At 60.7% G+C, this 26,662-nt stretch carries 22 protein-coding genes; 18 read left to right on the forward strand and 4 right to left on the reverse strand.

Annotated features, from left to right (window positions below):
• Positions 1–3: 3 nt before the first annotated feature.
• From rsmI to B5E60_RS00785, 5 genes are all read left to right on the forward strand, one after another.
• Entirely contained in the window at positions 4–771 is a 768-nt protein-coding gene (gene rsmI, locus B5E60_RS00765; protein WP_087308972.1) for a 16S rRNA (cytidine(1402)-2'-O)-methyltransferase, read from the forward strand.
• Positions 764–2,146, forward strand: a complete 1,383-nt coding sequence (locus tag B5E60_RS00770; RefSeq protein WP_087308973.1) for a TIGR00341 family protein — start codon at positions 764–766, stop codon at positions 2,144–2,146. The genes rsmI and B5E60_RS00770 overlap by 8 nt, the downstream gene beginning before the upstream one ends.
• A gap of 16 nt (positions 2,147–2,162) precedes the next feature.
• Positions 2,163–3,080: a lysophospholipid acyltransferase family protein gene (locus B5E60_RS00775; protein ID WP_087308974.1), complete on the forward strand. Its 918-nt coding sequence runs from the start codon at positions 2,163–2,165 to the stop codon at positions 3,078–3,080.
• Positions 3,067–4,077, forward strand: coding sequence for a glycosyltransferase family 2 protein (locus B5E60_RS00780; RefSeq protein WP_087308975.1), 1,011 nt, complete (start codon positions 3,067–3,069; stop codon positions 4,075–4,077). The genes B5E60_RS00775 and B5E60_RS00780 overlap by 14 nt, the downstream gene beginning before the upstream one ends.
• 146 nt (positions 4,078–4,223) lie before the next feature.
• Positions 4,224–5,045 (forward strand): hypothetical protein, encoded by an 822-nt coding sequence (locus B5E60_RS00785; protein ID WP_087308976.1) that lies wholly within the window; start codon positions 4,224–4,226, stop codon positions 5,043–5,045.
• Between the two features lie 82 nt (positions 5,046–5,127).
• On the opposite strand, the gene B5E60_RS00790 is transcribed toward B5E60_RS00785, so the two are convergent.
• Positions 5,128–6,804: a glutamine--tRNA ligase/YqeY domain fusion protein gene (locus B5E60_RS00790; protein WP_087308977.1), complete on the reverse strand. Its 1,677-nt coding sequence runs from the start codon at positions 6,802–6,804 to the stop codon at positions 5,128–5,130.
• A gap of 55 nt (positions 6,805–6,859) precedes the next feature.
• Positions 6,860–8,008, reverse strand: a complete 1,149-nt coding sequence (locus tag B5E60_RS00795; protein ID WP_087308978.1) for a hypothetical protein — start codon at positions 8,006–8,008, stop codon at positions 6,860–6,862.
• Between the two features lie 87 nt (positions 8,009–8,095).
• On the opposite strand from B5E60_RS00795, the gene B5E60_RS00800 reads away from it, so the two are divergent.
• Both B5E60_RS00800 and panB read left to right on the forward strand, forming a co-directional pair.
• Positions 8,096–8,662, forward strand: a complete 567-nt coding sequence (locus B5E60_RS00800) for an RNA methyltransferase (RefSeq protein WP_087308979.1) — start codon at positions 8,096–8,098, stop codon at positions 8,660–8,662.
• Positions 8,663–8,667: 5 nt separating this feature from the next.
• A complete protein-coding gene (gene panB, locus B5E60_RS00805; RefSeq protein ID WP_087308980.1) occupies positions 8,668–9,483 on the forward strand; it encodes a 3-methyl-2-oxobutanoate hydroxymethyltransferase in 816 nt (271 codons plus the stop codon).
• Here panB and B5E60_RS13650 read toward each other — a convergent pair.
• Positions 9,443–9,889, reverse strand: coding sequence for a hypothetical protein (locus B5E60_RS13650; protein ID WP_143260602.1), 447 nt, complete (start codon positions 9,887–9,889; stop codon positions 9,443–9,445). The genes panB and B5E60_RS13650 overlap by 41 nt on opposite strands.
• Positions 9,890–10,050: 161 nt before the next feature.
• Here B5E60_RS13650 and guaB point away from each other — a divergent pair, with 161 nt between their 5' ends.
• The 6 genes from guaB (at position 10,051) to B5E60_RS00840 (ending at position 19,021) form a co-directional block, all read left to right on the forward strand.
• Positions 10,051–11,529, forward strand: coding sequence for an IMP dehydrogenase (gene guaB / locus B5E60_RS00815; RefSeq protein ID WP_087308982.1), 1,479 nt, complete (start codon positions 10,051–10,053; stop codon positions 11,527–11,529).
• A gap of 13 nt (positions 11,530–11,542) precedes the next feature.
• A complete protein-coding gene (locus B5E60_RS00820; RefSeq protein WP_087308983.1) occupies positions 11,543–11,875 on the forward strand; it encodes a DUF3795 domain-containing protein in 333 nt (110 codons plus the stop codon).
• Positions 11,876–11,892: 17 nt separating this feature from the next.
• A complete protein-coding gene (gene guaA / locus B5E60_RS00825) occupies positions 11,893–13,422 on the forward strand; it encodes a glutamine-hydrolyzing GMP synthase (RefSeq protein WP_087308984.1) in 1,530 nt (509 codons plus the stop codon).
• 625 nt (positions 13,423–14,047) lie between these two features.
• On the forward strand, positions 14,048–16,867 hold the full coding sequence (locus tag B5E60_RS00830) for a TonB-dependent receptor (protein ID WP_087308985.1): 2,820 nt from the start codon (positions 14,048–14,050) through the stop codon (positions 16,865–16,867).
• A gap of 37 nt (positions 16,868–16,904) precedes the next feature.
• Positions 16,905–18,362, forward strand: coding sequence for a hypothetical protein (locus B5E60_RS00835; protein WP_087309084.1), 1,458 nt, complete (start codon positions 16,905–16,907; stop codon positions 18,360–18,362).
• A 164-nt stretch (positions 18,363–18,526) separates the two neighbouring features.
• Positions 18,527–19,021, forward strand: a complete 495-nt coding sequence (locus tag B5E60_RS00840; RefSeq protein ID WP_087308986.1) for a 3'-5' exonuclease — start codon at positions 18,527–18,529, stop codon at positions 19,019–19,021.
• On the opposite strand, the gene B5E60_RS00845 is transcribed toward B5E60_RS00840, so the two are convergent.
• The gene (locus B5E60_RS00845) at positions 19,016–20,290 is read right to left on the reverse strand and encodes a porin (protein ID WP_087308987.1); all 1,275 of its coding nucleotides are present in this window, start codon (positions 20,288–20,290) and stop codon (positions 19,016–19,018) included. The two genes, B5E60_RS00840 and B5E60_RS00845, sit on opposite strands and share 6 nt — an antisense overlap.
• Before the next feature lie 80 nt (positions 20,291–20,370).
• Between B5E60_RS00845 and B5E60_RS13655 the strand changes: the two genes are divergently transcribed.
• From B5E60_RS13655 to B5E60_RS00865, 5 genes are all read left to right on the forward strand, one after another.
• Positions 20,371–20,604 (forward strand): hypothetical protein, encoded by a 234-nt coding sequence (locus B5E60_RS13655; protein ID WP_143260604.1) that lies wholly within the window; start codon positions 20,371–20,373, stop codon positions 20,602–20,604.
• 11 nt (positions 20,605–20,615) lie between these two features.
• The gene (locus tag B5E60_RS00850) at positions 20,616–21,503 is read left to right on the forward strand and encodes an endonuclease/exonuclease/phosphatase family protein (RefSeq protein WP_087308988.1); all 888 of its coding nucleotides are present in this window, start codon (positions 20,616–20,618) and stop codon (positions 21,501–21,503) included.
• A 30-nt stretch (positions 21,504–21,533) separates the two neighbouring features.
• Entirely contained in the window at positions 21,534–22,082 is a 549-nt protein-coding gene (locus B5E60_RS00855) for an RNA polymerase sigma-70 factor (RefSeq protein ID WP_087308989.1), read from the forward strand.
• Between the two features lie 131 nt (positions 22,083–22,213).
• Complete coding sequence (locus B5E60_RS00860) at positions 22,214–23,203, forward strand: FecR family protein (RefSeq protein ID WP_162611577.1); 990 nt, start codon at positions 22,214–22,216, stop codon at positions 23,201–23,203.
• A 151-nt stretch (positions 23,204–23,354) separates the two neighbouring features.
• Complete coding sequence (locus tag B5E60_RS00865; RefSeq protein ID WP_239403143.1) at positions 23,355–26,657, forward strand: TonB-dependent receptor; 3,303 nt, start codon at positions 23,355–23,357, stop codon at positions 26,655–26,657.
• Positions 26,658–26,662 lie beyond the last annotated feature (5 nt).

The raw sequence follows: 26,662 nt of genomic DNA on the forward strand, positions 1-26,662 counted from the left end.
GGCATGGCCAAACTCTATATCGTACCTACGCCGATCGGCAATCTGGATGACATCACGCTGCGCGCGGTGAAGGTGCTGCGCGAGGTGGATTTCGTCCTGGCCGAGGATACGCGCACGACGTCGTTTCTGCTCAAACACCTCGGCATCGAGCAGAAACTCCGCTCGCACCACAAGTTCAACGAACACGCCACCGTGCAGATGGTCGCCGAGACGATCGCTGCGGGATACGACGCAGCCCTGGTCTCGGATGCCGGCACGCCGGGCATCTCCGACCCGGGTTTCCTGCTCGTGCGCACGTGTGTCGAGGCGGGCATCGAAGTCGAGACGCTGCCCGGCGCCACGGCGCTGATCCCGGCGCTGGTGCAGAGCGGATTCCCGTGTGACCGCTTCTGCTTCGAGGGGTTCCTCCCGCAGAAGAAGGGCCGCATGAAACACCTGCAGAGCCTGCGCGACGAGGAGCGCACGATGATCTTCTACGAATCGCCCTACCGCGTGGTCCGCTGCCTGGAGCAGTTTGTCGAGTGCTTCGGGGCGGATCGCGAAGTCTCGGTCTCGCGCGAACTGACCAAGAAGTTCGAGCAGACCGTGCGCGGCACGCTGGCCGAGGTGCTCGACCATTTCCGCACCCACGAACCCAAGGGCGAATTTGTCCTGGTCGTGCGCGGCAAGTCGCGCCGCCGCCCGTCGGAGGCGGATGGAGCGGAGAGCGGGGCGGAGAACGATGCCGACGATCGCGGCGAAACCCATCCGAATGAAAACGACCATGAATAACCGGAACGACACCACGCATACCGACCGGCAACGTTCGTTTGCCGCCTGGCTGGGCGAGATGCGCGAATTCCTCCGGGGGCGGTTCAACCTGGAGGACGACAAGGCGCAGCGCGACGAAGTGGTGGCCAACATCTCCAAGGGGGTCGAATTCCGCGGGGTGAACCTCTGGGTGCTGATCTTCGCCACGATGATCGCCTCGCTGGGGCTGAACGTCAATTCGGCCGCGGTGATCATCGGCGCGATGCTCATCTCGCCGATCATGGGGCCGATCATGGGTGTCGGCCTCTCGCTGGGGATCAACGACTTTGAACTGCTGAAGCGTTCGCTGCGCAATCTGGCGCTGATGTTCATCGTGGCCATCGTCACCTCGACGGTCTACTTCCTCATCTCGCCCCTGTCGTCGAACAGCAGCGAACTGCTGGCCCGGACAACCCCGACGACCTACGACGTGCTGATTGCGCTGTTTGGCGGTCTGGCGGGCATCGTGGCCCAGACGCGGCAGGACCGCACCTCGACCGTCATTCCGGGTGTGGCCATCGCCACGGCGCTGATCCCGCCCCTCTGCACGGCCGGTTTCGGACTGGCCTCGGGACAGTTCCGCTTCTTTTTCGGGGCGTTTTACCTTTTCTTCATCAACTCGGTCTTCATCGCCCTGGCCACCTACGTGATGGTCCGTTTCCTGGGCTACGAAAAGAAGGTCTTCATCGACAAGGCGCGCGAACGCAAGGTCAAACGGCTGATGATGGTCATCACGCTGGTGACCTTCATTCCGAGTGTGGTGATCGGCTTCCACATGGTGCAGGTTTCGCTCTTCGAGGCGGCGGCGGACAAATACGTGGCGCAGGTCTTCAACTTCCCGCAGACGCGCGTCATCGAGTGCAACAAGCACTACGCCCACAAGGGGTCGCGGATCGAACTGCTGCTGGTGGGCGAGGCGCTGGGCGACGAGGTGATCGAGAGTGCCCGGGCGCAGCTGGACGGCTACGGCCTCGACCGTACGGAACTGGTCGTGCGGCAGGCCAATACGGAGGATCGCGTCGATGTGGTGTCGCTGCAGCAGAGCTATCAGGAGCTGCTGGCCGAGAAGAACCGCCGCATCGAGGAGATGTCGTCGCAGTTGAAGCGTTACCGTGTTACGGAGGATGTCGGGGTGAACGACGTTTCGCGTGAGATCGGTGCGCTGATGGAGAACGTGCGGGCGGTGTCGCTGACCAAGGGCATTACGTTCGATGTGGAGGGTGTGCCGCAGGATACGGCGCTGATCTGCGTGGTGACGCGTCGGGACAGCCTGCGACCGCTCGATGAGACGACGCTTCGCAACTGGCTGCGGCTGCGGACGAAGGTCGCGGACGTGAAAATTTTCGTGGAACCCTGACGATCTGTAGGCCGTAATGAAATATCCGAAGATGAATATTTGGCAGCGGATCGGTCTGGAGGCACTCTGGGTCGGGGCACGTCTCTTTGCGGTGATGCCCCGCTGGTTCAAGTATCACATTGTCGAGAATCTGCTCTATCTGCTCTTATACTATGGTATCCGCTACCGGCGGGGTGTTGTGGCCGCGAATCTGCGCAATTCGTTCCCGGAGAAGAGCGACGGGGAGCGTGCGGAGATCGGGCGCCGCTTCTACCGGACGCTGGCCGAGATCTTCGTCGATACGCTCGATCTGGCCCATCTCACCACGCACAAATGGCACCGTTCGCTGACCATCCGCGGACTGGAGGAGCATCGCCAGCGGGTCGAGGGACGCGACTGGATCGCCATGACGGCCCACTTCGGATGTTGGGAGTACAGCTCTTTCTGGGGGCTCTACGTGCCGTCGCAGATCATCGTGGCGGTCTACCACCCGCTGCGCAGCAAGATCATGGAGGCCTTCTACCAGCGGCTGCGCAACGGCGACCATGCCACGACGGTCTCGATGAACGAAAGCCTGCGCTTCTTCCTGCGCAACCGCGGCAAGGGGCTTCATGGCAGGAATCTTGTGATGGGGCTGATCGCCGATCAGAATCCGCCGCGGCGTCCCGACAGCCATTGGTTCCGTTTCCTGAACCAGGATACGATCTTCTTCGACGGCGGTGAGAAACTGGCCCTCCGCTGTCATCTTCCGGTCTATTTCGTGAAGATGGACCGCCTGTCGAGGGGCCGTTACGAGATGTCGTTCGCACCGATCTACGACGGTGTGGAGCCGGTGGCGGAGAATGAAATTACGGAGCGTTACGTGCGACTGCTCGAGGCGGAGATCCGCCGTCGTCCCGAACTGTGGATCTGGTCGCACAAACGCTGGAAACACAAACGGGATGTCAATTGTTAAGATCGTCATACTGAATTGGAACGGCGTAGCTCACCTGCGTCGTTTTTTGCCTTCGGTGGTGGCTGCGGCGCCGGCCGGTGTGGAGGTTGTCGTGGCCGACAACGGCTCGACGGACGACTCCGTGGAGGTCTTGCGGAGCGAGTTCCCCTCGGTGACGGTGCTCCGCATGGACCGCAACTACGGTTTTGCCGGCGGCTACAACCGGGCGCTGCAGCGCATCGAGGCGGACTACTACGTGCTGCTGAACTCCGACGTGGAGACGCCCCGGGGGTGGCTCGCCCCGTTGGTGGAGGCGCTGGATCGGAATCCTGACGTGGGGGTTGTCTCCCCGAAGCTGATCTCCTCGGAGGATCGGCGGATGTTCGAGTATGCCGGAGCTTCGGGCGGATATGTCGATTGGCTGGGTTATCCCTTCTGCCGGGGTCGGATCCTGCGCACGGTGGAGGAGGATCGGGGTCAGTACGACGATGCTCGCGACCTGTTCTGGGTGAGCGGGGCGGCCTTCTGCTGCCGGGCGGAGCTTTTCCACCGGTTGGGGGGCTTCGACGACGACTTCTTCGCCCACATGGAGGAGATCGACCTCTGCTGGCGGATGCAGCTGGCGGGCTACCGCGTGCGGGTGGTTCCCGAGAGCCGGGTCTACCACCTGGGGGGCGGGACGCTGCAGACCGACTCGCCGTCGAAGGTCTTCTACAACCACCGCAACAACCTGGCCATGCTCTACAAATGCTCCTCGCCCGGACAGCGGATACTGGTTGCCGTGGTGCGTCCGGTGCTGGACCTGCTGGCGGCCCTGTCGTATCTGGTGCAGGGGCGTGCCGACAATTTCCGGGCCGTCTTCCGTGCCTGGCGGGACTTCCTGCGCTGGCACGGCGCGCTGGCCGAAAAGCGGCGGGCGATCCGTTCCTCGCGCAAGGCCGAGGCCCGGCACATCTATCGCGGTTCGATCGTGGTGCGCTACATGCTGGGCGGCCGCACGTTCGGGCGGATGATGTAGGGTTACGGGCCGAAACAGCGGATTTTATAGACAGATGTGCGGGTGAAGATCTCGGAGGGGCTTCCACCCGCACTTTTTTGTGGAGGGGATTGACTGTCCGGCGAAAAAAGCATAACTTTATTCCGACCGAACCAACCAGAAGAGTCATGAAACGGATCCTTTTCCTGCTGGCGGCATTGTGGATCACGGTGCCGTCGTTTGCCACGATACAGATGTCTGAACGCCTGATTGTGGGACGCGATACGCTGTCGATGTTTGCCTACCCGCTTGAGTATGCCGACAGTACGATGCGGATGCGTCTTGACGCGCGTCTGGAAGAGGCCGATGTTCCCATCAGTACGGCCTGCTGGCGCGGCTATGTGGGTTGTTGGCGGCTGGAGGAGGGACAGCTGTGGCTCGAACGGGTGTATACCTGTACGGATAAACCCCTTTTTACGGCCGAGGAACTCTTTCCGGAATGGGCCGAAGGGGGACGGGTTCGTGCGTCGTGGTTCAGCGGTGAGATCTGTTACGGCCGGGGCGAGGTGATCTGTTACGAGCGTCGAGCCATTTTTGAAGAGGAGTGGACAGCCTCCGTTGAAGCGGGTAAGATCGGCCCGGCCCGCCATTTCCGCAACCGGGCGTATAAGCGAGGCGTCGATTTGCAGGAGAATCAACGCCGATTGTCCGAGGCGTTCGACCAGCTCGGACCGACGGATTCGCTGCCGCCGTTTTTGGCCTTTTCCGTGCATTTTGCCGCGGATTCCACGGGATACCCGGTCCGGATTCTGAGATCTACGCTTTTCCTGTCGGGAGATACCATTCTTACGGATCCCTCCGACCCGCTGGTGCAACGGGCCCGGAGGGCATTCATGGAGTCTACACGCTGGAATGCCTGCCGGATCCACGAAGCGTGGCAGGTGTTCTGCTATGCTCTTCCGTTGCGGCGGAACGGAGCTCCCTGGAAGTCTCGGGAAAATACGCGCTGACCGATTCCCGGTATGACGTAAAGAGGCGGAGATTTTCTGAAAATCTCCGCCTCTTTACGATTGAATGGCCGTCCGGCCGATCCTATTTGTTGATCTTGGCCCAGGAGTCCTTGAGCGTCACGGTGCGGTTGAAGACCAGATGGTCGGGCGTCGAGTCCGTATCGGGGCAGAAGTAGCCCACGCGTTCGAACTGTACGGCCTGTCCCACGGGGATGTCGCGCAGCGAGGGCTCGAGGTAACCCTTGATCTTGACCATCGACTCGGGGTTGAGGTTGTCCTCCCAGGTCTGGCCCTCCTCGACGTCGTCGGGGTTCTCCTTCGTGAAGAGCGGGTTGAAGAGCCGGATCTCGGCCTCCAGCGCATCCTGGGCCGATACCCAGTGGATGACGCCCTTCACGCGGCGGCCGTCGCTCGACGAGCCGTTTCCGGACATCGGGTCATACGTGCAGCGCAGCTCGGTGATGTTGCCCTGGGCATCCTTGACCACCTCCTCGCACTTGATCAGGTACGAGTAGCGCAGGCGTACCTCGCCGCCGGGCTGCAGGCGGAAGAACTTCTTCGGGGGATTCTCCATGAAGTCGTCGCGCTCGATGTAGATCACGCGCGAGAAGGGAACCTGACGCGTGCCGGCGGCCTCGTCCTCGGGGTTGTTCACGGCGGTGAACAGTTCGGTCTTGCCCTCGGGGTAGTTGGTGACGGTCACCTTCAGGGGGTTGAGCACGGCCATGCGGCGCTCGGCGACCTTGTTCAGATCCTCGCGGACGCAGTATTCGAGTTTGGCCAGATCGATGACGTTGTCGCGCTTGGCCACGCCGACCATCTCGGCGAAGTTGCGCACCGATGCCGGGGTGTAACCCTTGCGGCGCAGGGCGCAGATCGTCGGCATGCGCGGGTCGTCCCAGCCCATGACGACCCCCTCCTGCACGAGCTTCAGCAGGCGGCGTTTCGACATGAGCGTATAGGTGAGGTTCAGCCGCGCGAATTCGTACTGGTGCGACGGGAAGATGCCCAGCGCCTGGATGAACCAGTCGTAGAGCGGACGGTGGACGTCGAACTCCAGCGTGCAGATCGAGTGGGTGACGTGCTCGATCGAGTCGCTCTGGCCGTGGGCGTAGTCGTACATCGGGTAGATGCACCACTTGTTGCCCGTGCGGTGGTGTTCGGCGTGGATGATGCGGTACATGATCGGGTCGCGGAAGAGCATGTTCGGATGGGCCATGTCGATCTTGGCGCGCAGGACCTTCGAACCGTCGGGGAATTCGCCGGCCTTCATGCGCTGGAACAGATCGAGGTTCTCCTCGACCGAACGGTCGCGCCAGGGCGAGGGCTTTCCGGGTTCGGAGACCGTACCGCGGTTTTCGCGGATCTGCTCCTGGGTCTGGTCGTCGACGTAGGCCAGCCCCTTCCTGATCAGGACGATGGCCCATTCGTAGAGCTGGTCGAAGTAGTCCGAGGCGTAGCGCTCCAGCGCCCAGTCGAAGCCCAGCCAGTGGATGTCGCGCTTGATCGAGTCGACATACTCGACATCCTCCTTGACGGGGTTCGTGTCGTCGAAGCGCAGGTTGCACTTGCCGCCGTATTTCTTGGCCAGTCCGAAGTTGATACAGATGCTCTTGGCGTGGCCGATATGGAGGTATCCGTTGGGTTCGGGCGGGAAACGAGTCTGTATTTCGGTGACGCCGTTGGCGATGGACTCTTCGATGATCTCTTCGAGGAAGTTGCGCGGCTTCTCTCGGGTTTCGTTGATTTCGCTTGCCATATTTTTCGTGAATTTGCTTGTGCGTGAATGAATGGTCGGTCAAACGGGCTGCGGATCAGTAGCAGCAGGGGCGCGGTGCGGGCCCCGGACGGTGGGGCGCCGGCTTTCGGGGGCCGATGTCAAAGAGCCGCTGGATGTCGACCGACAGCTGGACGACCTGCTGCGTGCCGAGTCCCGTTCCGTCGTAGTGGAAGACCATGCCGGCCTCGACGTGCATCGTGTCGTGGAAGAATTTGCGATCGTAGCCGACCCACGTGCGGTTGTAGATGTGCTTGGTGGTCGCGTAGAACGACTCTCCGGCATAGAGGCCGTCCTGGCCGTAGGTAAGGCCCCCCCCCGTCAGGGGATTGGCCACGTAGTTGCGCAGCGGCTGGAGGTTCTTGCCCAGATAGAGGTTGTTCTCGATCTTGAGGCCCCAGCGCGAGATGGTGACGTCCAACTGACCGCCGTAGGGTTTGCGCCAGGTGTGGTCGACGCTGCGGCCGCGCTGCGGGGCGAAGAGCAGACCTCCCTGGATGTCGAAGTCGAAAAAGGCGTTGAACTCCCAGCCGATGTAGGGGTTTATGAGCAGGTTGTCCGAGACGTTCTCGTTGAGCTTCGAACCGGCGAAGTGGAACATCGAGAAGGCGTATCCGACGTAGAATCCGGGGCGGGTGGTGTAGCGGCCGGCCGAAAGGATGCGGAACATCTCGCGCGAAGCCTCGGAGTACATCCCCTCCCAGTCGATGGCCATCTCGACGTAGGTCTTCTCGCGCTGCGACGAGACGTAGCGTCCGAGGAATCCCGAGAGGCGGTTGTGGTAGAAGCGGGTCGAGTCGCTGAAGAAGGCCGTCGAGTAGTCGCCCATGAGCTCCTTGCGGTTGAAGATACCGGCATTGGCCTGGACGTTCGCGGTCTTGAAGCGGTAGTACATCAGCGGCTTGACGTCGCTCAGGAAACGGTCGCCCTGGGGGTTGTACTGGCCGAAGTTCTGCATCATCTCGACGCCGACGACCAACTGGTTCTTCTCCTGCCATTCGATCCCGATGCGCGGGGTGAGGCGGGCGCTGAAGAGTGTCTGCGATTCGTTGAAGTCGTTGTTGGCGTATTCGCGGTTGTCGAATCGGGTTTCGAAGTCGGCGCCGACGAGGATTTTCTGGGCGAACAGACTGCCTCCCGAAATGGCGAGAGCGGCGGCCAGAGCGAAGACTTTTTTCAGAGACATGGTACTGTTGAATTGAGGCCTCAAAATTAGATAAAATATTTTTTATTTGCTTACTTTTGCCGCCGAAATCACTCATTTCGACCCGATATGCGTAAAATTACGAACGAAGAGTTGGGGCGTCCGACGCCCGAGGAGTTTGCCCGCAGCCGGAAGATGGCGGTGCGGGTGGTGCTGGACAACGTGCGTTCGGCGCAGAACGTCGGTGCTTTTTTCCGTACGGGCGACGCCTTTGCCGTGGAGCGCATCGAGCTGTGCGGCATCACGGCCGTGCCCCCTTCGCGCGAGATCCACAAGACGGCGCTCGGTGCCGACCAGACGGTGTCGTGGGGCCATTGGGAGTCGACCGCGGCATGCGTCGAGGCGCTGCACGGCGAAGGCTACCGGGTGCTGGCCGTCGAGCAGGTCGAGGGGGCGGTGATGCTCGATGACTTTGCACCGGAGTCCGATGCGAAGTATGCGCTGGTTTTCGGCAACGAGGTTGACGGGGTCGACCAGCAGGTGGTGGACCTCTGCGACGGTGCGCTGGAGATCCCGCAGGCCGGGACGAAACATTCGATCAACGTCGCGGTGTCGGGAGGGGTTGTTCTGTGGCAATTTTTTTGCCAAATCTATGCAAAGCGTTATCTTTGCCGCGCTGAAAATCCTAAAAACTGAAAGAAATGTCCGTAGAAAGTACAGTTCGGGTGGTAACGACCTACCGCCTTACGGAGATGAAACAGCGCGGCGAGAAGATTGCCATGCTGACCTCGTATGACTATTCGATGGCCAAGATCGTTGATGCCGCGGGTGTCGACGTGATTCTGGTGGGCGACTCGGCGGCCAACGTGATGGCCGGTTACGAGACGACGGTGCCCATTACGCTCGATATGATGATCTATCACGCCCGTTCGGTGGTGCGTGCCGTCAACCGGGCGCTGGTGGTGGTCGACCTTCCGTTCGGCACCTACCAGGGCAACTCGAAGGTGGCGCTCGATTCGGCCATCCGCATCATGAAGGAGACCGAGGCCGATGCCGTGAAGATGGAGGGCGGCGAGGAGATCCTCGAGTCGGTGCAGCGCATCCTCTCGGCCGGCATTCCGGTGATGGGGCACCTGGGGCTGACGCCGCAGTCGATCCACAAGTTCGGCACCTACGCCGTGCGGGCCAGGGAGGAGGCCGAGGCCGAGAAGCTGCTCCATGACGCCCATCTGCTGAGCGAGGCGGGCTGCTTCGGCATCGTGCTCGAGAAGATCCCGGCAGCGCTGGCCGCGCGGGTCACCCGCGAGATCCCGACGCCGACGATCGGGATCGGAGCCGGCCCGGGCTGCGACGGCCAGGTGCTGGTGATTCACGACATGCTGGGCATCAACAAGGGCTTCTCGCCGCGTTTTCTGCGCCGCTACGCCGATCTGCATACGGTGATGACCGAGGCGGTCGGGCGGTATGTGCAGGACGTCAAGTCGTGCGACTTCCCCAACGAGAAGGAGCAGTACTGATCCCGGGAGCCGGGGGCCTGGAGCCTGAGGCCGCAAGAGAAAACGGGTGTCGTCCAACGACGACACCCGTTTTCTCTTGTTGGGGCAGGTCTCGGGCAGGATGCTCCCGCTCCATGGCGAGGATGCGCACGACCTCGAAGACGCCGGCATATTCGGCGGCAAAGCCCTCGTCCGAAGGTCCCTTGTAGCGGAGCGTCGTGAGGGAGTCGATGCGCAAGGCCGCGTCGGAGCACTCCTGCCTGTCGGCGAGTTTGAGACCGGGGGCGGGCCGGCGGTCGGGCGATGCTTCGAAGACGGCGGTGGCGGATTGACCGGAGGCGTCGGCCGGCTTTCCCGACGGTCGGGTTCCGCAGCCTGCGGCCAGAAGCAGCCGGGCGAGGGCCGGATAGAGATGGCGTGTTTTCATCCTTGCGGGGTTTGTCGGCTATGGGGCAAAAATGGGGAAAAAAGCGTACCGGCCAACTTTCTTGATAAAATGTTGATAAAAAGTCGACGTTCGGGAGGCTGATTTTAGGCCGTTTCGAAAAAAATGATTACTTTTGCGAGCAACAAAAATCCACGTTCATTATGTCTTTTATCAATGAAAGGGTTCAGCCCGAAGGACTTACGTTCGACGATGTGCTGCTCGTACCCGCCTATTCGGAAGTGTTGCCGCGAGAGGTCAATGTCCAGACCCGTTTCTCGCGAAATATCAAGCTCAACATCCCCATCGTTTCTGCGGCGATGGATACCGTGACCGAGGCTCCGTTGGCCATTGCACTGGCGCGTGAAGGTGGTATCGGCGTGATCCACAAGAACATGACGATTGCCGAGCAGGCAGCTCAGGTGCGTCGTGTGAAGCGAGCCGAAAACGGCATGATCTACGACCCGATCACCATCTCGAAGGACAACACCGTGGGCGACGCCCTGAATCTGATGAAGGAGAACAAGATCGGCGGTATTCCGGTCGTGGACGGCGAGTTCCGCCTGATCGGCATCGTCACCAACCGGGACCTTCGCTTCCAGCCCGACATGTCGCGCCGCATCGAGGAGGTGATGACCCCGGGCGACCGCCTGATCACCACCCACCGCACCGATCTGGCCCACGCCTCGGAGGTGCTTCTGAATAACAAGATCGAAAAGCTCCCCGTGGTCGACAACGAAGGCCATCTGGTGGGGCTTATTACGTATAAGGATATCACCAAGGTGCAGGATCACCCGAATGCCTGCAAGGACGAGAAGGGACGTCTGCGTGTAGCTGCCGGCGTGGGGATCACCAACGACGCCATGGATCGTGTGGCAGCCCTCGTGGCCGAGGATGTCGATGCCGTGGTGCTCGACTCCGCACACGGACACTCGCGCAACATCGTGCGCACGCTCCAGGAGATCAAGGCGGCCTATCCGACGCTGGACGTCGTGGTGGGCAACATCGCCACGGGTGAGGCCGCCAGGTTCCTGATCGACGCCGGTGCCGACGGTATCAAGGTCGGTATCGGTCCGGGTTCGATCTGCACGACGCGTATCATCGCCGGCGTGGGTGTTCCGCAGCTGTCGGCCATCTACGCCGCCGCCTCGGCCGCCAAGGGTTCGGGCGTTCCGGTGATCGCCGACGGCGGTCTGCGCTACTCGGGCGACATCGTCAAGGCGCTGGCTGCGGGCGGCGACTGCGTGATGATCGGTTCGATGTTCGCCGGTACGGAGGAGGCTCCGGGCGACACGATCATCTACAACGGCCGTAAGTTCAAGGCCTACCGCGGCATGGGTTCGATCGACGCCATGCGTGCCGGATCGGCCGACCGCTACTTCCAGAAGGGTTGCGAGGGCAACATCAGCAAACTCGTTCCGGAGGGTATCGTGGCCCGCGTGCCGTTCAAGGGTTCGCTGAGCGAGACGGTCTATCAGCTGATCGGCGGTCTGCGTTCGGGTATGGGCTACTGCGGTGCGAAGGACATTCAGACGCTGCAGAAGGCGCAGTTCATCCGCATCACGGCTTCGGGCATGCACGAGAGCCACCCGCACGACGTGACGATCACGAGCGAGGCCCCCAACTACTCGAGCGAACACTAAATCCGGGACGACCATGAATCCAGAGGTTGCGGCTTGCGGTCTTTTTTGCGGAGGATGCCGCAAGTTCGGTAAGGGAGTTTGTCCGGGATGCCATGCCAATGAGAAGGCAGCGTGGTGTGAGATTCGGTCCTGTTGCCTCGAACACGGATGGCAGAGTTGCGCCGATTGTACGTTGATGCCTTTGGACGAGTGCCGCAAATTCAACGCTTTTATCGGCAAGGTTTTCGGCTTCCTCTTTCGTTCCGACCGTCGCGGCTGCATTGAACGCATTCGAGAAGCGGGCAGTTCGGCATTTGCCGAAGAGATGCGTCTGGCAGGCTCCTTCAATCGTCCGGTGAAAAAATAGAGCATAAACCTACTATCATGCAGGAAAAAATATTGATTCTCGACTTCGGATCGCAGTACACGCAGCTCATTGCGCGGCGTGTGCGCGAGCTGAACGTCTATTGCGAGATTCACCCCTTCAACAAGATTCCGGCGCTGGACGAATCGGTGCGGGGTGTGATTCTCTCGGGCAGCCCCTATTCGGTGCGCGATGCCCAGGCCCCGACGCCCGATCTTTCGGCCATCAAGGGGCGTCTGCCGCTGCTGGGCGTCTGCTACGGCGCGCAGTTCCTGGCTCACGCCTTCGGGGGTGAGGTCAAGCCGGCGCCGAGCCGCGAATACGGCCGGGCGATGCTCACGGTGGGCGATCCGGCGGATGCCCTCATGCAGGGTCTTCCCTCGCCGACGCAGGTGTGGATGTCGCACGGCGATACCATCACGCGCGTCCCCGACAACTACAGGATCGTCGCCAGTACGGAGGATGTCCGCGTAGCCGCCTTCCACATCGAGGGCGAGCAGACGTGGGGCATCCAGTTCCACCCGGAGGTTTACCACTCGACCGACGGTACGCACCTCCTGAAGAACTTCGTCGTGGGGATCTGCGGCTGCTCGCAGTCGTGGACCTCGGAGAGTTTCGTCGAGTCGACCGTTCGGGATCTGCGCGAGAAGCTGGGCAACGACAAGGTCGTGCTCGGTCTGTCGGGCGGTGTGGATTCGTCGGTGGCTGCCGTGCTGCTGCACAAGGCCATCGGGAAGAACCTCTACTGCATCTTCGTCGATTCGGGGCTACTGCGCAAGAACGAGTTCGACGAGGTGCTGGCCTCGTACGAGAACATGGGGCTCAATGTCAAGGGGGTGAAGGCCGGAGCGAAGTTCCTGGGCGATCTGGCCGGGGTCACCGATCCCGAGAAGAAGCGCAAGATCATCGGCCGTGATTTCGTGGAGGTCTTCAACGAGGAGGCCATGCAGATCAAGGATGTCCGCTGGCTGGCTCAGGGGACGATCTATCCCGACGTGATCGAGTCGTGCTCCGTGAACGGGCCTTCGGCCACGATCAAGTCGCACCACAACGTGGGCGGACTGCCCGAGAAGATGAATCTGCGGATTGTCGAGCCGCTGCGGCTGTTGTTCAAGGACGAGGTGCGCCGCGTAGGCCGTTCGCTGGGCATCTCCGAGCATCTGATCGGCCGCCATCCCTTCCCGGGACCGGGCCTTGCCATCCGCATTCTGGGTGACATCACCCCCGAGAAGGTCGAGATTCTTCAGAACGTGGACAAAATTTATATCGACGCCCTGCGCGCTGCCGGACTTTACGACAAGGTTTGGCAGGCGGGAGCCATCCTGCTTCCGGTGAAGAGCGTTGGCGTGATGGGCGACGAGCGCACCTATGAGAGTTGTGTGGCGCTGCGGGCCGTGACCTCGACCGACGGCATGACGGCCGACTGGGTTCACCTTCCCTACGAATTCCTGGCCGATGTCTCGAACGAGATCATCAACAAGGTCAAGGGGGTCAACCGCGTAGTCTACGACATCTCCTCGAAACCGCCCGCAACGATCGAGTGGGAGTAACCCGACTAAGAGTCGGGTTTTAGGGGCGGCCAGAACTCCCCAGGTTTCCGGTCCGGTTCTGCGCTCCCGGCTAAGAGCCGGGTTTTAGGGGCGGCCGGAACTTTTCGGGGTTACCGTTCCGGTTCTGCGCTCCTGACTAAGAGCCCGACTAAGAGTCGGGTTTTAGGGGCGGCCGGAACTCCCCAGGTTTCCAGTCCGATTCTGCGCTCCCGACTAAGAGCCCGGCTAAGAGCCGGGTTTTAGGGGCGGCCGGAACTTTTCGGGGTTACCGTTCCGGTTCCGCCGGACAGTTTCAGTGTGCCTTCCGCAGCCTTCCGCAGCCTCCCGCGGCCTCCTGGAGCCTCCCGCTGCCGGCCGGTCTCGCGGCCCTCTTCATGTGGACTGTCGTTCTGATCAACCGCCTGCGCAATTACATCGTCCTCTGTCGTTGATCGTGCGGAGGCTTCATCCGAGAATCCGGAGCCGGAACCGTTGGGGGTCCGGCTCTCTTTTTGTGCCGGGGCCGCTGTCGGCAGGGGTGTAACGTTTTTGCAACGGATCGTTCGCGGGGTTGTCACAGGGGCGTATCGGTGTTGAAACAGCCGTGGGGTAGTTTTGCAGCGTGATAATGAGAGAAAACGACTGCATGAACAGAATCCGACGAAACCTTGCTGCCACGGCAGCGCTGCTTCTACTTTCGATTGAGACGATCCTTGCCCAGGGCTCCATCTCGGGCGTGGTGACCGACGCGTCCACCGGCGAGCCGGTGCTGGGTGCCACGGTGCTGCTGGCGGGGACGACGCGCGGCACGGCCACCGATGTCGACGGTACGTTCCATCTGGGGAACATCGAAGCCGGCACCCATACCATTGAGGTAAGCATGCTGACCTACGCCACGGCGCGCCTGACGGGAGTCGAGGTGCGCGACGGCGCGGATACGCGCCTCGAAGTGAAACTTACGGAGACCTCGGAGCAGGTCGGCGAGGTGGTCGTCACGGCCGTGCGACGGTCGAACACCGAATCGGCCGTCAATATCGACGTACGGAACTCGCTGCAGGTTGTCAGCGGCGTTTCGAGCCAGACGATTGCCCGCACGCAGGACAGTGATGCTGGCGAGGTCGTGCGGCGCATTCCGGGCATCTCGCTCATCGACGACAAATTTATCATCGCCCGGGGGCTTTCGCAGCGCTACAACAACGTGTGGGTCAACAACGCGGCCGTTCCGAGTTCGGAGGCCGATTCGCGGGCCTTCTCGTTCGACGTGATCCCCGCCGGGCAGATCGAGAACATCCTGATTCTGAAATCCCCCTCGCCGGAGGTTCCGGCCGATTTCACGGGCGGCTTCATCAAGATCCAGACCAAGGACCAGCCCGACGACAACGCCTTTGCGGTTCAGTATTCGATCGGTCTCAATACGGCGACCCACTTCCGTGACTTCCTCTATAACAAGGGGTTCGCTTCGGAGCTGTTCGGCTTCGGCAGCTCGCGGCGCATGGTCGCCGGGGGCATCGACGGCCGTTACGACAATTCGGACGCCGACTTTGTGACGCGCATGACGCGCAACGGCTTCAACAACGACTGGCAGGTGCGCACGCGGCGGCCGGTTCCCGATCAGAAGCTCTCGTTCTCGTTCGGGCGGTCGTGGGACCTCTCCGGGGGGCGCCGCCTGGCGATGAACGGCGCGGTGAACTACAGCTACGTGCAGCGCACGATCAACGACATGGAGAACTCGCGCTACGGCGTCTACAACAAGCGTGAGGATACGCCCGAATACCTCTACAAATACACCGACGACCAGTACCGTACGGACGTGCACCTCGGAGCGATGTTCAACCTCTCGTACCTGCGTCCGCACAGCCGCTATTCGCTGCGCAACCTCTTCAACCAGATCGGGCAGGACAAGTATACGTTCCGCGACGGCTGGCAGAACATCTCCTCGCACTACGACCAGCAGAAGGCCGAGTACTACCACTCGAGCCGCACGACCTACAACGGCCAGATTGCCGGTGTCCATACGCCCGACGGCCACCGCATTGACTGGAACGTGGGCTACTCCTACGCCGACCGCCACCTTCCCGACCGCCGCATCATCAACCTGCTGCAGAACGACATCTACGGCGACGAACACTACGGCGAGATGCGTCTGGACCAGAACGAGATCCAGCGAGACTTCACCTCCCTGGTCGAGCACATCGCCTCGGCATCGGTCAACTACGAACACACCTTCCGGGAGGGAGAACGCTTTGCTCCGATGCTCCGGGCGGGTCTCTACGGCGAGTACCGCACGCGCAACTACCGCACCCGGGCCTTCTACTACCGCTACAACGTGCAGAACCTCCCGGCGGACTTCCCCTACGGGGACGTGGTCGACGAGATCCTGCAGGATGGCAACTACGGCTTCGACCGGCTCTATGTCTACGACGATACGGACAACCGCAACAGCTACAAGGGCGAGAACCTGCTGACGGCGGCCTATGCGGCTCTTCAACTGCCGCTGGGGCCGGTGAGCCTCTACGCCGGGGTCCGCTTCGAACACAGCGACATGGACCTGACCAGCTATACGCGCGTTTCGGAGTGGCGCACGAAGGTGACCTCCTACACGTACGACGACCTCTTCCCGTCGGTCAACCTCACGTGGCGCATCTCCGACCGCCACCAGCTGCGGGCCGCCTACGGCATGTCGACCAACCGGCCCGAATTCCGCGAGGTGTCGTCGTCGGTCTACTACGACTTCGACCTCTTCAGCAGCGTGATGGGCAACCCCGACCTGACGGCGGCCTACGTGCAGAATGCCGACCTGCGCTACGAGTGGTACCCGACGTCGGGCGAGACGATCTCCCTGTCGCTCTTCTACAAGCACTTCCGCAATCCGATCGAGACGGCGATCCTCGATGCCGGCGGCAGCTACACCTATACCTTCGAGAATGCCGACCGGGCCAACGTCTACGGCGTGGAGCTCGACATTCGCAAGGATCTGGCCTTCCTGGGGCTGAAGAACTTTTCGCTCTCGTTCAACGCATCGCTCATCGAGAGCGAGGTGAACTTCGCCGAGGGTTCGATGGAGCACGACCGCCCGATGCAGGGGCAGTCGCCCTACCTGGTCAACGGCGGCCTCTTCTACCAGCCCGAACGGTTGGGGCTCTCGGTCGGGGTGCTCTACAACCGCATCGGCAAGCGCATCGTCGGGATCGGACGTTCGGACCTTTCGTCGGGCGGTTCGATCGACAACGACATCCCCGACATGTACGAGATGCCGCGCAACGCGCTGGATCTGGTCGTCAGCAAACGGCTGGGCCGGATCTGGGAGCTGAAGTTCAGCGCCCGGGACCTCTTGAACGAGGAGATCCGCTTCTGCCAGTTCCCGGAGTTCACCGACGCGTCGGGCCGCACGCAGACGCGCGAGCAGACCACCAAACGCTATCGTCCGGGGCGCGGCTTCATGCTGGGTGTTTCGGCCCGCTTCTGACAACAAATCAATTCACACTTCATAGTCAAAAAGTATGATGAAACATGCAATTCTGGCAGCCACGGCTGCCCTGGCACTCGCAGCGGCGGGTTGCAACGACGACAACGGCGGCAACGCAGACCCGCAGGCGGGCGGCACGTTGAGCGACATCCTCTTCGAGGACGGCACGCAGATCGGCAACGGCGACCAGGAGTTCACCATTCCGGTCGGCAAGTATACGCTTCCCAAGGGTACCTACGAACTCTGCGGATGGGTCTACATCCCGTCGGGAGCCGAACTGACCATCGAGCCGGGTACGGTGATCAAGGGCGTTTCGGGCACGAAGGCGTCGCTGATCGTCGAGCGCGGCGGCAAACTGCACGCCGTGGGTACGGCGTCGTCGCCGATCGTCTTCACGTCGGACAAGCCGGCCGGATCGCGCCGTCCGGGCGACTGGGGCGGACTGATCCTGCTGGGCAAGGCCGTCAACAACATGGGTGAGATGACCATCGAGGGCGGTCCGCGCGCCAACCACGGCGGTCAGGACAACGCGGACAGCTCGGGTGAACTGTGCTACGTGCGAGTCGAGTTTGCCGGTTACCCCTACCGCGAGGATGAGGAGATCAACGGCATCACCTTCGGATCGGTCGGCTCGGGCACGAAGGTCAGCCACGTGCAGGTCTCCTATTCGAACGATGACTCCTACGAGTGGTTCGGCGGAGCGGTCAACTGCGACCACCTGGTGGCCTACCACGGCTGGGACGACGATTTCGATACGGACAACGGCTTCTCGGGCAAGGTCCAGTTCTGCCTCGGGGTACGCAATCCGCGTCTGGCCGACACTTCGGTGTCGAACGGCTTCGAGAGCGACAACAACGCCGACGGTTCTTCCGCCACGCCGCGTACGTCGTGCGTCTTCTCGAATGTGACGTTCGTCGGCCCGATCGGTCAGGACGCCTCCTTCACGAACACCTCCGACTACATCAACGGCGGCAATCTGAACCCCAACAACGGCTCGAAGCTGGGGCAGTTCCAGGCCGCCATGCAGATTCGCCGCAACTCGAATCTCTCGTGCTTCAACTCCGTGGCGATGGGCTTCCCCGTAGGTCTGATCGTCGAGAACGACAAGGGCTCCGACACGCAGGGTGACGCCACCAAGGGCAAGTTCAAGATTTCGAACGTCGTCTTCGCCGCCATGACACAGCTGGCCAGCGATGCGAACAAGAAGTTTGCGGAGGATCAGGGCACCTTCTCGGCCGCCTATTTCCGGACCGAGGGGCTCAACAACCGCACCTTCGACAACATCGCCGATCTGAAGCTCACGCAGCCCAACAGCCTCGCTTCGGGCTTCGACTGCCGTCCGGCCTTGGACAGCCCGCTCCTGACGGGGGCCTCGTTCGCCGACGCCCTGGTCAGCGAGGGCTTCGAGAAGGTCAGCTACATCGGCGCCTTCTCCGCCACGGACAACTGGACCGAAGGCTGGACCGAGTTCGATCCGCAGAATGCGCAGTATTGATTCTCCGTTATACCTGAACCTTCTGACTTCACCGGTCCCACCCGCGAGGGTGGGGCTTTTTTGTTTCGGGGTGCGGACCGCCGAATCCCCGAAATTTCTATCTTTGCAGACGAAAAACAGCAAAAGACCCTCCGGAGGGAGGGCCCGGACGAAACAAACTGACCATGCAGGATTTTGCAGCCATCGATTTCGAGACGGCCAACGGCCAGCGGACGAGTGTCTGCTCGGTGGGTGTGGTCGTCGTGCGGGGCGGCGAGATCACCGATACCATCTATCGGCTGATCCATCCGCGCCCGAACTACTACAGCCGCTTCACGACGGCCATCCACGGGCTGACGCGTGCGGATACCGATTCGGCGCCGGATTTCGACGAGGTGTGGCGCGACATCGCCCCGCGTATCGAGGGTCTTCCGCTCGTGGCGCACAATTCGCCCTTCGACGAGGGGTGCCTGCGGGCGGTCTTTGATCTCTACGGGATGCCCTATCCCGGCTATCGGTTCTACTGCACGTGCCGGGCTTCGCGGCGCGTCTTCGGACGGCAGCTTCCCAACCACCAGCTGCACACCGTCTCGGCGGCCTGCGGCTTCGATCTCGAACACCACCACCATGCGCTGGCCGATGCCGAGGCCTGTGCGCGTATCGCTCTGAAGATCCTATAAGCCGAGTTCGACCTGGAAGCGCAGCTCCCAACCGTTGCGCAACCCTGCACCGACCGTATTCCCGAGTCGGTCGTAGGAGTTGTACGAGAGGTCGGCCTGCACCTTGAGCGAATGGCCGATGATGTATCGCGTGACGCCGAAGGTCGTCTGGTTGTGGGTGCGGTAGCCGGTCCAGGCGTGAATCTCCCCGTCGGGGAAGAGCGTCGAGTTGCGCAGGGCGATCTCCCAGCGTTTGTTGAAGAGGTAGCTGGTCTGGACGTTGAGGCCCTGCCCCGTATAGACGAATGCCGCGGGGTCCGTCGTTCCGAAGGTCGGCTGCGGGCAGGTGCGGCCCATGAAGTCGGTGTAGAAGGCCCATCCGCGGTACTTGAGGATCAGATCGACGAAATAGGAACCGATGTTGCGGGTCTGGCCCGCGGGCATGAAGCCGCCGCGCTGTCCGCTCAGCCGCGAAGCCTTGTGGTTGAACGACCAGGCTCCGGCCACGAGCAGACGGGGCCGCTCCTCCCCGGCGAAATCACCCTCCATGACATCCCCCTTTGCGGCAAAGTGGCCCAGCGGATAGAGCTCCAGTCGCCCCGTATAGGCCAGGCCTCCGTTGTCGGTCGAGCCCCAGTTGCGGCCCTCGCCGAGCGTTACCGAGCCCTTGAATCCCAGGTCGAACCCTTCCTGCCGGTCGAGGTTGTACTCGCCGAAGAGGCCGAAGTCGCGGTCGAGATGGAACTGGCTGTTGACGATGCTGCGGTCGACGAACTGCAGGGCGCTCGACGAGTTGATGCGGGCGCGGTTGGCCTTGATCTTGGTCTGCCCGAATCCGATGTTCCATTTGGGGCTCGGAACGTAGTAGACGATGGCGTCGCGGACGATGTTCATGTTGCCGTTCGGGAGCACCTCGGCGTCGTAGGCGGTGAATCCCAACTGAACGGAGTAGACGAGTTTGGGCGAGTAGATGAAACCGTCGAAACGCAGCCGCAGCCGCTTGACACGGGCGTCGGTCTCGGAGAGCGAGAGGTTGTCGTCGAACGAGAGGGCCAGCAGGTTTTGCATGCGGAAACGCATCGTCATTTCGAAGCGGTCGTTTTTGGGGCGGAAGGTGATTCCCTTTCCCACCTCGATATTGGGCATGTTCCGCAGCCGGGCGAGGAGTTCGCCGGTGGAGTCGGCCAGGATCTCGATGGTATTTTTGAGGGGTCGTTTCCCGGATTCACGGGCGAATGCGGATCCGGCGATCAGCAGGGTCAGCAGGATCAGGAGGCAATGTTTTTTCATCGGACGGTTTTTTCTGTTTGTCAGGGAGGGCCCGAGGAGGGGAGATTGGCTCTTCGGAGTCCCGGAATCCTGTTGCAAAGATGAAACGGGATTCTGAAATGAATTTGAAATATCGCGACAATTCCGCATGGAGACTGGATTTTCGCCCCCCCCCTCGCGATGAGTCATCCCGGGGCGACATCTCCGTCGGAAACGGATTACAATGGTGTAAAAATAGCGGGGAAAGGATTGCATCTGCGAAAAAAATCACTATTTTTGTCGAAAAGGTTCGGCTTATGGGGTGGATCGTCAGTCTGCAAGTGAAAAACCAGTAAAACCGAACTTTATGAAGTATCTTGTCCGTGCAGCCGTAGCTGCGATTCTGACGGGTCTTTCGATCGGAGGATGTTCCGAATCGCCGAAGTCCCCCTGCCGTCTGTTGCAATACAACATCGCCGACGGCATGTGGTATGATCAGTTTGACAATTATGATCGTTTTGTCGGGTGGATGCAGCGTCAGCAGGTGGATGTCGCGGCCTTTTGCGAGACGGCCACTCATTGGAATGCCGAACAACAGTCGTTGCCGACCGACGATTCCACCCGGTACCTGCCCGCTCATCTTCAGGAACTCTCTTCACGGTGGGGCCATCCCTATGTGGCTCTCGGCGCCTTCCAGGACAACTATCCGGTGGCGGTGACCTCGCGTTTCGAACCGGAGCTGATCCGTCCGCTGGGCGGCGATTCGCTCTCGCACGGAGCGCTTCACGTGAAGATCCGCGGCATCAACTACGTGGTGGTCCATCTCTGGCCGCAGCGCTATTCGCTGCAGGACAAGGACAAGCGCCGCTCGGACAATCTGGGCGATACGACGCGGGTCCGCGAAATCCGTCATATTCTGCACGAAACGCTGCTCAATCCGCGCTTTGCCGATGAAACGTATTGGGTCATGCTGGGCGATTTCAACTCGTTGTCGCCTGTCGACAGCACCCGCTACAGTCCGCAGCCCGACTATGGGGTTCACCGCCTTGTCCGCCGTTATTATCCGTGCGATGCAGTTGCGCATTTCCATCCCGGAGCGTTTGTCCCGAGCGAGAACCGCAACCGCAAACGAATCGACTATGTCTATTGTTCGGAGGCCATGTCCCGCCGGTTGATCGGTGCCGAGACCCTCGACGACGACTTCACCCGCGAAGCCTCCGACCATAAACCGACCCTTGTGCTTTTCAACAACTAGTCTCCGTTTCGGGGACCCGTTTTCCGCACCATGAGAAACGAATCGACGTATAACCTGCAACGGCGCATTGCCGACGGTGACGAGGAGGCTTTCCGGCATCTGTTCGACACCTATTTCGATCGGGTGATGCAGTTTCTGAACGGATTTCTGCACGATCGGGAGGCGGCAGAAGATCTGGCGCAGGAGCTCTTCGTGAAGTTGTGGTGCCATCGGGACGTACTGCCCGACGTGCAGTCGTTGAACGGCTATATCTATCGGTCGGCGCGCAATGCGGCGCTCAATGCGTTGCGGGGGCAGGGACGCCTTGTTTCGTTGACTCAGGCTGCCGATTTGAGCGGATCGGTTCTTCCCGATGATCTCTACTATGCTCTTGAAAAGCAGTTGCTGGTGGACCTGACGGTCGATCAGTTGCCCGACCGTCCCCGCCAGATTTATCGGATGAGCAGGGTCGAAGGACTCAGCAACGAGGAGATCGCTCGTCGTCTGTCGATCTCCGGAAAGACGGTTGAGAACCATCTCAATGCGGCGCTGAAACGGATTCGAATCATGCTTCGGAATTTCAACGCCCTGCTTTGTTGAACCGAAGCATGAGTCGGGCGGTCGCCCCCCCCCGCTTCTCCTTCTCTATCCCGAAAAATAGGAAAAAAGGTCGGAAATCTGTTGGGTGCAACGGGGTTCCGATGTGTCATATAGTCAGAAGAAGCCGAAATATGAGCCGAGCCAAACAGATCATTCAAGCCTTTTTTCAACGACGTCAGCGTCCCGAAGTGACCCGTCGTTTTGCCGAGTGGTTGGAGCATCCGATCGATCGCGACCGGAAAGAGTCGTTGCTGCGGGCTCAATGGGACTCGATGCCCCTTGATGCGGATCCTGAGGCCCGTGAGCGGTCGTGGCAGGTGGTCGAGCGGCGCATCCATGCCGGAGTTTCGCGGAAGAAGGTTCTTTGGCGGCGTCGTGTGGCGGTTGTTGCAGCCGTCGTGGTGCCGTTGGCGATCCTGCTTGCGGTCTATGTCCGGGTACATGATCGAAGCCGTTTCGAGGAACGGTTCGAGATGCCGCAGTTCGTCGAGCGCGTGACTCCTTACGGTCGGACAGAACGGGTCGTGCTGCCCGATTCGACGGTGGTGATGCTCAATGCGGGATCGGTGTTGATCTATCCCGAACGGTTTTGCGGTCAGACCCGCGAGGTTCATCTCAGTGGCGAGGCCAGTTTCCGGGTCCGTTCCGATGCCCGTCATCCGTTCATTGTCCGGACGGCCGATTTGCGGACCGAGGTACTGGGTACGGTCTTCAACGTGAGCGCCTATGCCGACGATTCCTTTACGGAGGTGACTCTGTGTGAAGGGTGTGTACGGGTCGGCGGCCGTAGTTCGGAGGAGTTTACGCTGCGTCCGGGCGAACAGTTGTGTTACGATCGGCAGAGCCGGGTCTATTCGCGCCGCGAAGTGTCGGCCGACGAGATCGTTTCGTGGGAGAAGGGCGCTCTGGTCTTTCAGCGCGATGGAATTCATGCCATCATTCGCGCCCTCGAACGGCGTTACGGCATCACGATCTACCTCTCGTCGGAGCGTTACGACCGGGATCTGCTGACGCTGCGCATTCCGGCCGAGTGTACGGCCGACGAAGCGATCCGGCTCATTGCCCAACTGATTCCGGGTCTGCATTTCCGCTTCGACAAGAAAAACGTATATCTGGACTGACAACCCCGTATACCGAACACCCAAACTTCAATCGCCTATGAAACAAAAAGATCGGAATGCGGCCGCAAACTCGACATCCCGATCCGAACGACAGAACCAACCGTAGCTATAAACACGATTAACTAATTCTATCGAACCTTATTACGAAAGTATGAAAAAAATTTGCAATCTGCAAATGCTCCTGCTGTGCGGGATCATTCTGCCGCTCTGTCTGTTAGGCCAGGGAGTGCTGGCTCAGGAACGGGGCAGGATCCGATTTGCGGAGAAGAGCATGCCATTGAGAGAGGCCTTTGCCCAGATCGAGGAACAGAGCGGACTCGGAGTGGCGTATAACGAGGCGCATCTGGATCTGACCCGGATCGTGCCGACCGATATCGGTCCGGTGTCGGTCTCCGAAGCGTTGGATTACATTCTCAAGGGTTTCGACGTTTCGTACCGGATCGTCGGTTCCCAGATTTTGATTGTCAAGCGGCCCGCAGCCAGAAGTTATCGTTACCAGGGGGTGGTCACCGACGAACGGGGCACCCCGATCATCGGAGCCACGGTGCTGATCAAGGGGACGACCAACGGAACCTCGACCTCTCAGGACGGATCGTTCCGGCTGACGGCCACCGAAGGCTCCGTATTGGAGATTTCATTCCTGGGCTACGAATCCCAGGAGTTCAAACTCGGAAAGCGGCTGCAGCTTCAGGTTCGTCTTGCGGAGGACAGCAAGATGGTCGACGAGGTGGTGGTTGTGGGATACGGCACGCTGCAGCGCCGCGACGTCTCTTCGTCGATCGGGACCTACAAGCCGCAGGAGATCAGTGCCCGCAAGGTGCTGAGTGTTGACGAGATGCTGCAGGGGCGGATTCCGGGTGTGACGGTCACCTCGTCATCGGGAGTTCCGGGCAGTCAGAACCGTGTCAGCATCCGCGGTATCGGATCGTTGACGGCGGGCAACGAACCGCTCTACGTGATCGACGGGGTTCCGATCAGCAACTCGTCGGGCGATACGGGAGCCTGGGGCGCCCAGTCGATGAACGGTCTGGCCGACTTCAACCCGAACGACATCGAGTCGATCGAGGTGCTCAAGGATGCGGCTTCGGCGGCCATCTATGGCTCGCGTGCCACCAACGGCGTCATCCTGATCACGACCAAGAGCGGCCATAAGGGCAAGGCCCGGGTGTCGGTCAATGCCTCAACGGCATTCTCCTATCTGCCGCGACTGGACCGGCTGGACATGGCGGATGCGGATCTCTATCTGGAGGTGATGAACGAGGCCATCGACAACTGGAATCTGCAGTCGGGCGAATCGGTGGCCCGCATGACCGATCCCTTTCCGGGCAAGCAGCAGGTCAAGTGGCTTGATCTGATTCTGCGCACGGCCAAAACCTACGATGTCGGGGCTTCGGTTTCGGGCGGTACGGATGCGCTGAACTATTACGTATCGGGCAACTTCAAGCAGAACGAAGGCGTCTTCATAGAAAACGAGCTGACCAAGTACAATCTCAAGGCCAATCTCAACGGCCACGTCCGCAAATGGCTCGATCTGGGGACCAACATCACGCTGGGCTATACCGACAACAACCGCGTGCCGACGGGCTATAACATCGGAACGAGTCTGATTCCGCGTGCGCTGGAGCAGTATCCGTGGGACGGGCCCTACAGCCCCGACGGCGAGTACAACATCAACGGCGATCCGCTGCTGAACCACAATCCGCTGCAGGCGATCAAGGAGGAGAATGTCTACGTGCGCAACTATCGGGTGCTGGGCAACGCCTACCTGCAGTTCAACATTGCCAGGGGACTTACGTGGAAGACCTCGTTCGGCGGTGATTTCTCCTACACCGAGGAGCACATCTACTATACGGACAAACATGTCTACGGGAGCAACGTCGGGCAGTTGACCGACGGCCGGCGGACGCTTACCAATCTGCTTACCGAGAGCGTAGTCAACTATACGCATACGTTTGCCGATCGTCTGAAGCTGAATGCCATGGCCGGATACTCCTATCAGCTCTATCAGACCTCCACGGCTTCGCAGACCGGAAACGGTTTTCCGTCGCCGTCGTTCGACGTGAACTCCGTGGCGGCCGAATTCTCGGGTATCTCCACGGGCATGAGCGCCTATGCGCTTCAATCGTATTTCGCCCGAGCCAATCTGAATTACGGCGACCGCTATCTGCTTACGCTGGCTTTGCGAGCCGACGGATCGTCGAAATTCGCACCCGGCAACCGGTACGGATATTTCCCCTCCGTATCGGTGGGGTGGAACCTTTCGGAAGAGAAGTTCTGGAAGGCCTCCGATATCGGGCTGAAGTTTCGAGCAAGCTGGGGATCGACCGGTAACCAGGCGGGTATCGGATCCTATGCCTATCAGGCGCTGGCCAGTGGCGGGTTCAACTACAACGGGTCCAACGGTTTGGCACTGACGGCCATGGGAAATCCCGACCTGCAGTGGGAGAAGGCCAACCAGACGGATGTTGGTGTCGATGTGTCGTTCTTCAACGGTGCGCTGACATTCACGGCTGATGCCTTCATCAAGGATACGAAGAACCTGCTCTATTCGAAACCGACAGCCGCTATTTCCGGTTTTACGAGCTATACCTGCAACATCGGATCGATGCGCAACAAGGGTCTGGAGTTTGCCATCAGCGGGACACTGGCTTCGCAGGGCGGATTCGTGTGGCGTTCGGATTTCAACATGTCATTCATCCGGAACAAACTGACCCGGCTGCTCGATGACAGCGAGGTGATCACCACCAGCAGCATGCACGCCCTGAAGGTGGGCGAGGAGGTGGGCGCCTTCTACATGATCAAGGCATTGGGCATCTATCAGTCCGATGACGAAGTGCCCGAGAAGCTCTATGCACAGGGCGTGCGGGCCGGAGACGTGATCTACGAGGATGTGAACGGCGACGGAGAGATCGACACGACGAACGACCGTCAGTTTGTCGGATCGCCCAATCCGAAATTCACCGGCGGATTCAGCAATACCTTCACCTGGAAGGGCTTCGACCTGAACATCTTCTTCACCTTCTCCTACGGCAGCCAGCTCTACGAACTCTGGACGGGAGGCTACCGGATGGGCAACGGCAAGTGGACGATGCTTGAATCGCAGGCTAAGGGGCGTTGGACGGGTCCCGGGACGAGCTACACCATTCCGCGTGCGATCTACAACCAGACGTGGAACTCCACGAAGTTCGTCAATACGCGTTTTCTGTACGATGCCTCCTATCTTCGCTGCCGCAATCTTTCGCTCGGTTATACGCTGCCCAAGCGTTGGATGAGCCGGATCGGCGTGGAGAGCCTGCGGCTCTACGTGCAGGCGGACAACCTCTTCATCCTGACGCCCTATCCGTTGCTCGATCCCGAGGTGAACGTCAGCCTTTCGGCCACGACGCTGGGCTATGACTTCCTCTATCCCTCGCAACCGCGGACCTTTACGGTCGGATTAAACCTTAAATTCTGAAAACC

This window comes from Alistipes sp. An116 (assembly GCF_002161005.1).
GTDB classification, from domain to species: domain Bacteria; phylum Bacteroidota; class Bacteroidia; order Bacteroidales; family Rikenellaceae; genus Alistipes; species Alistipes megaguti.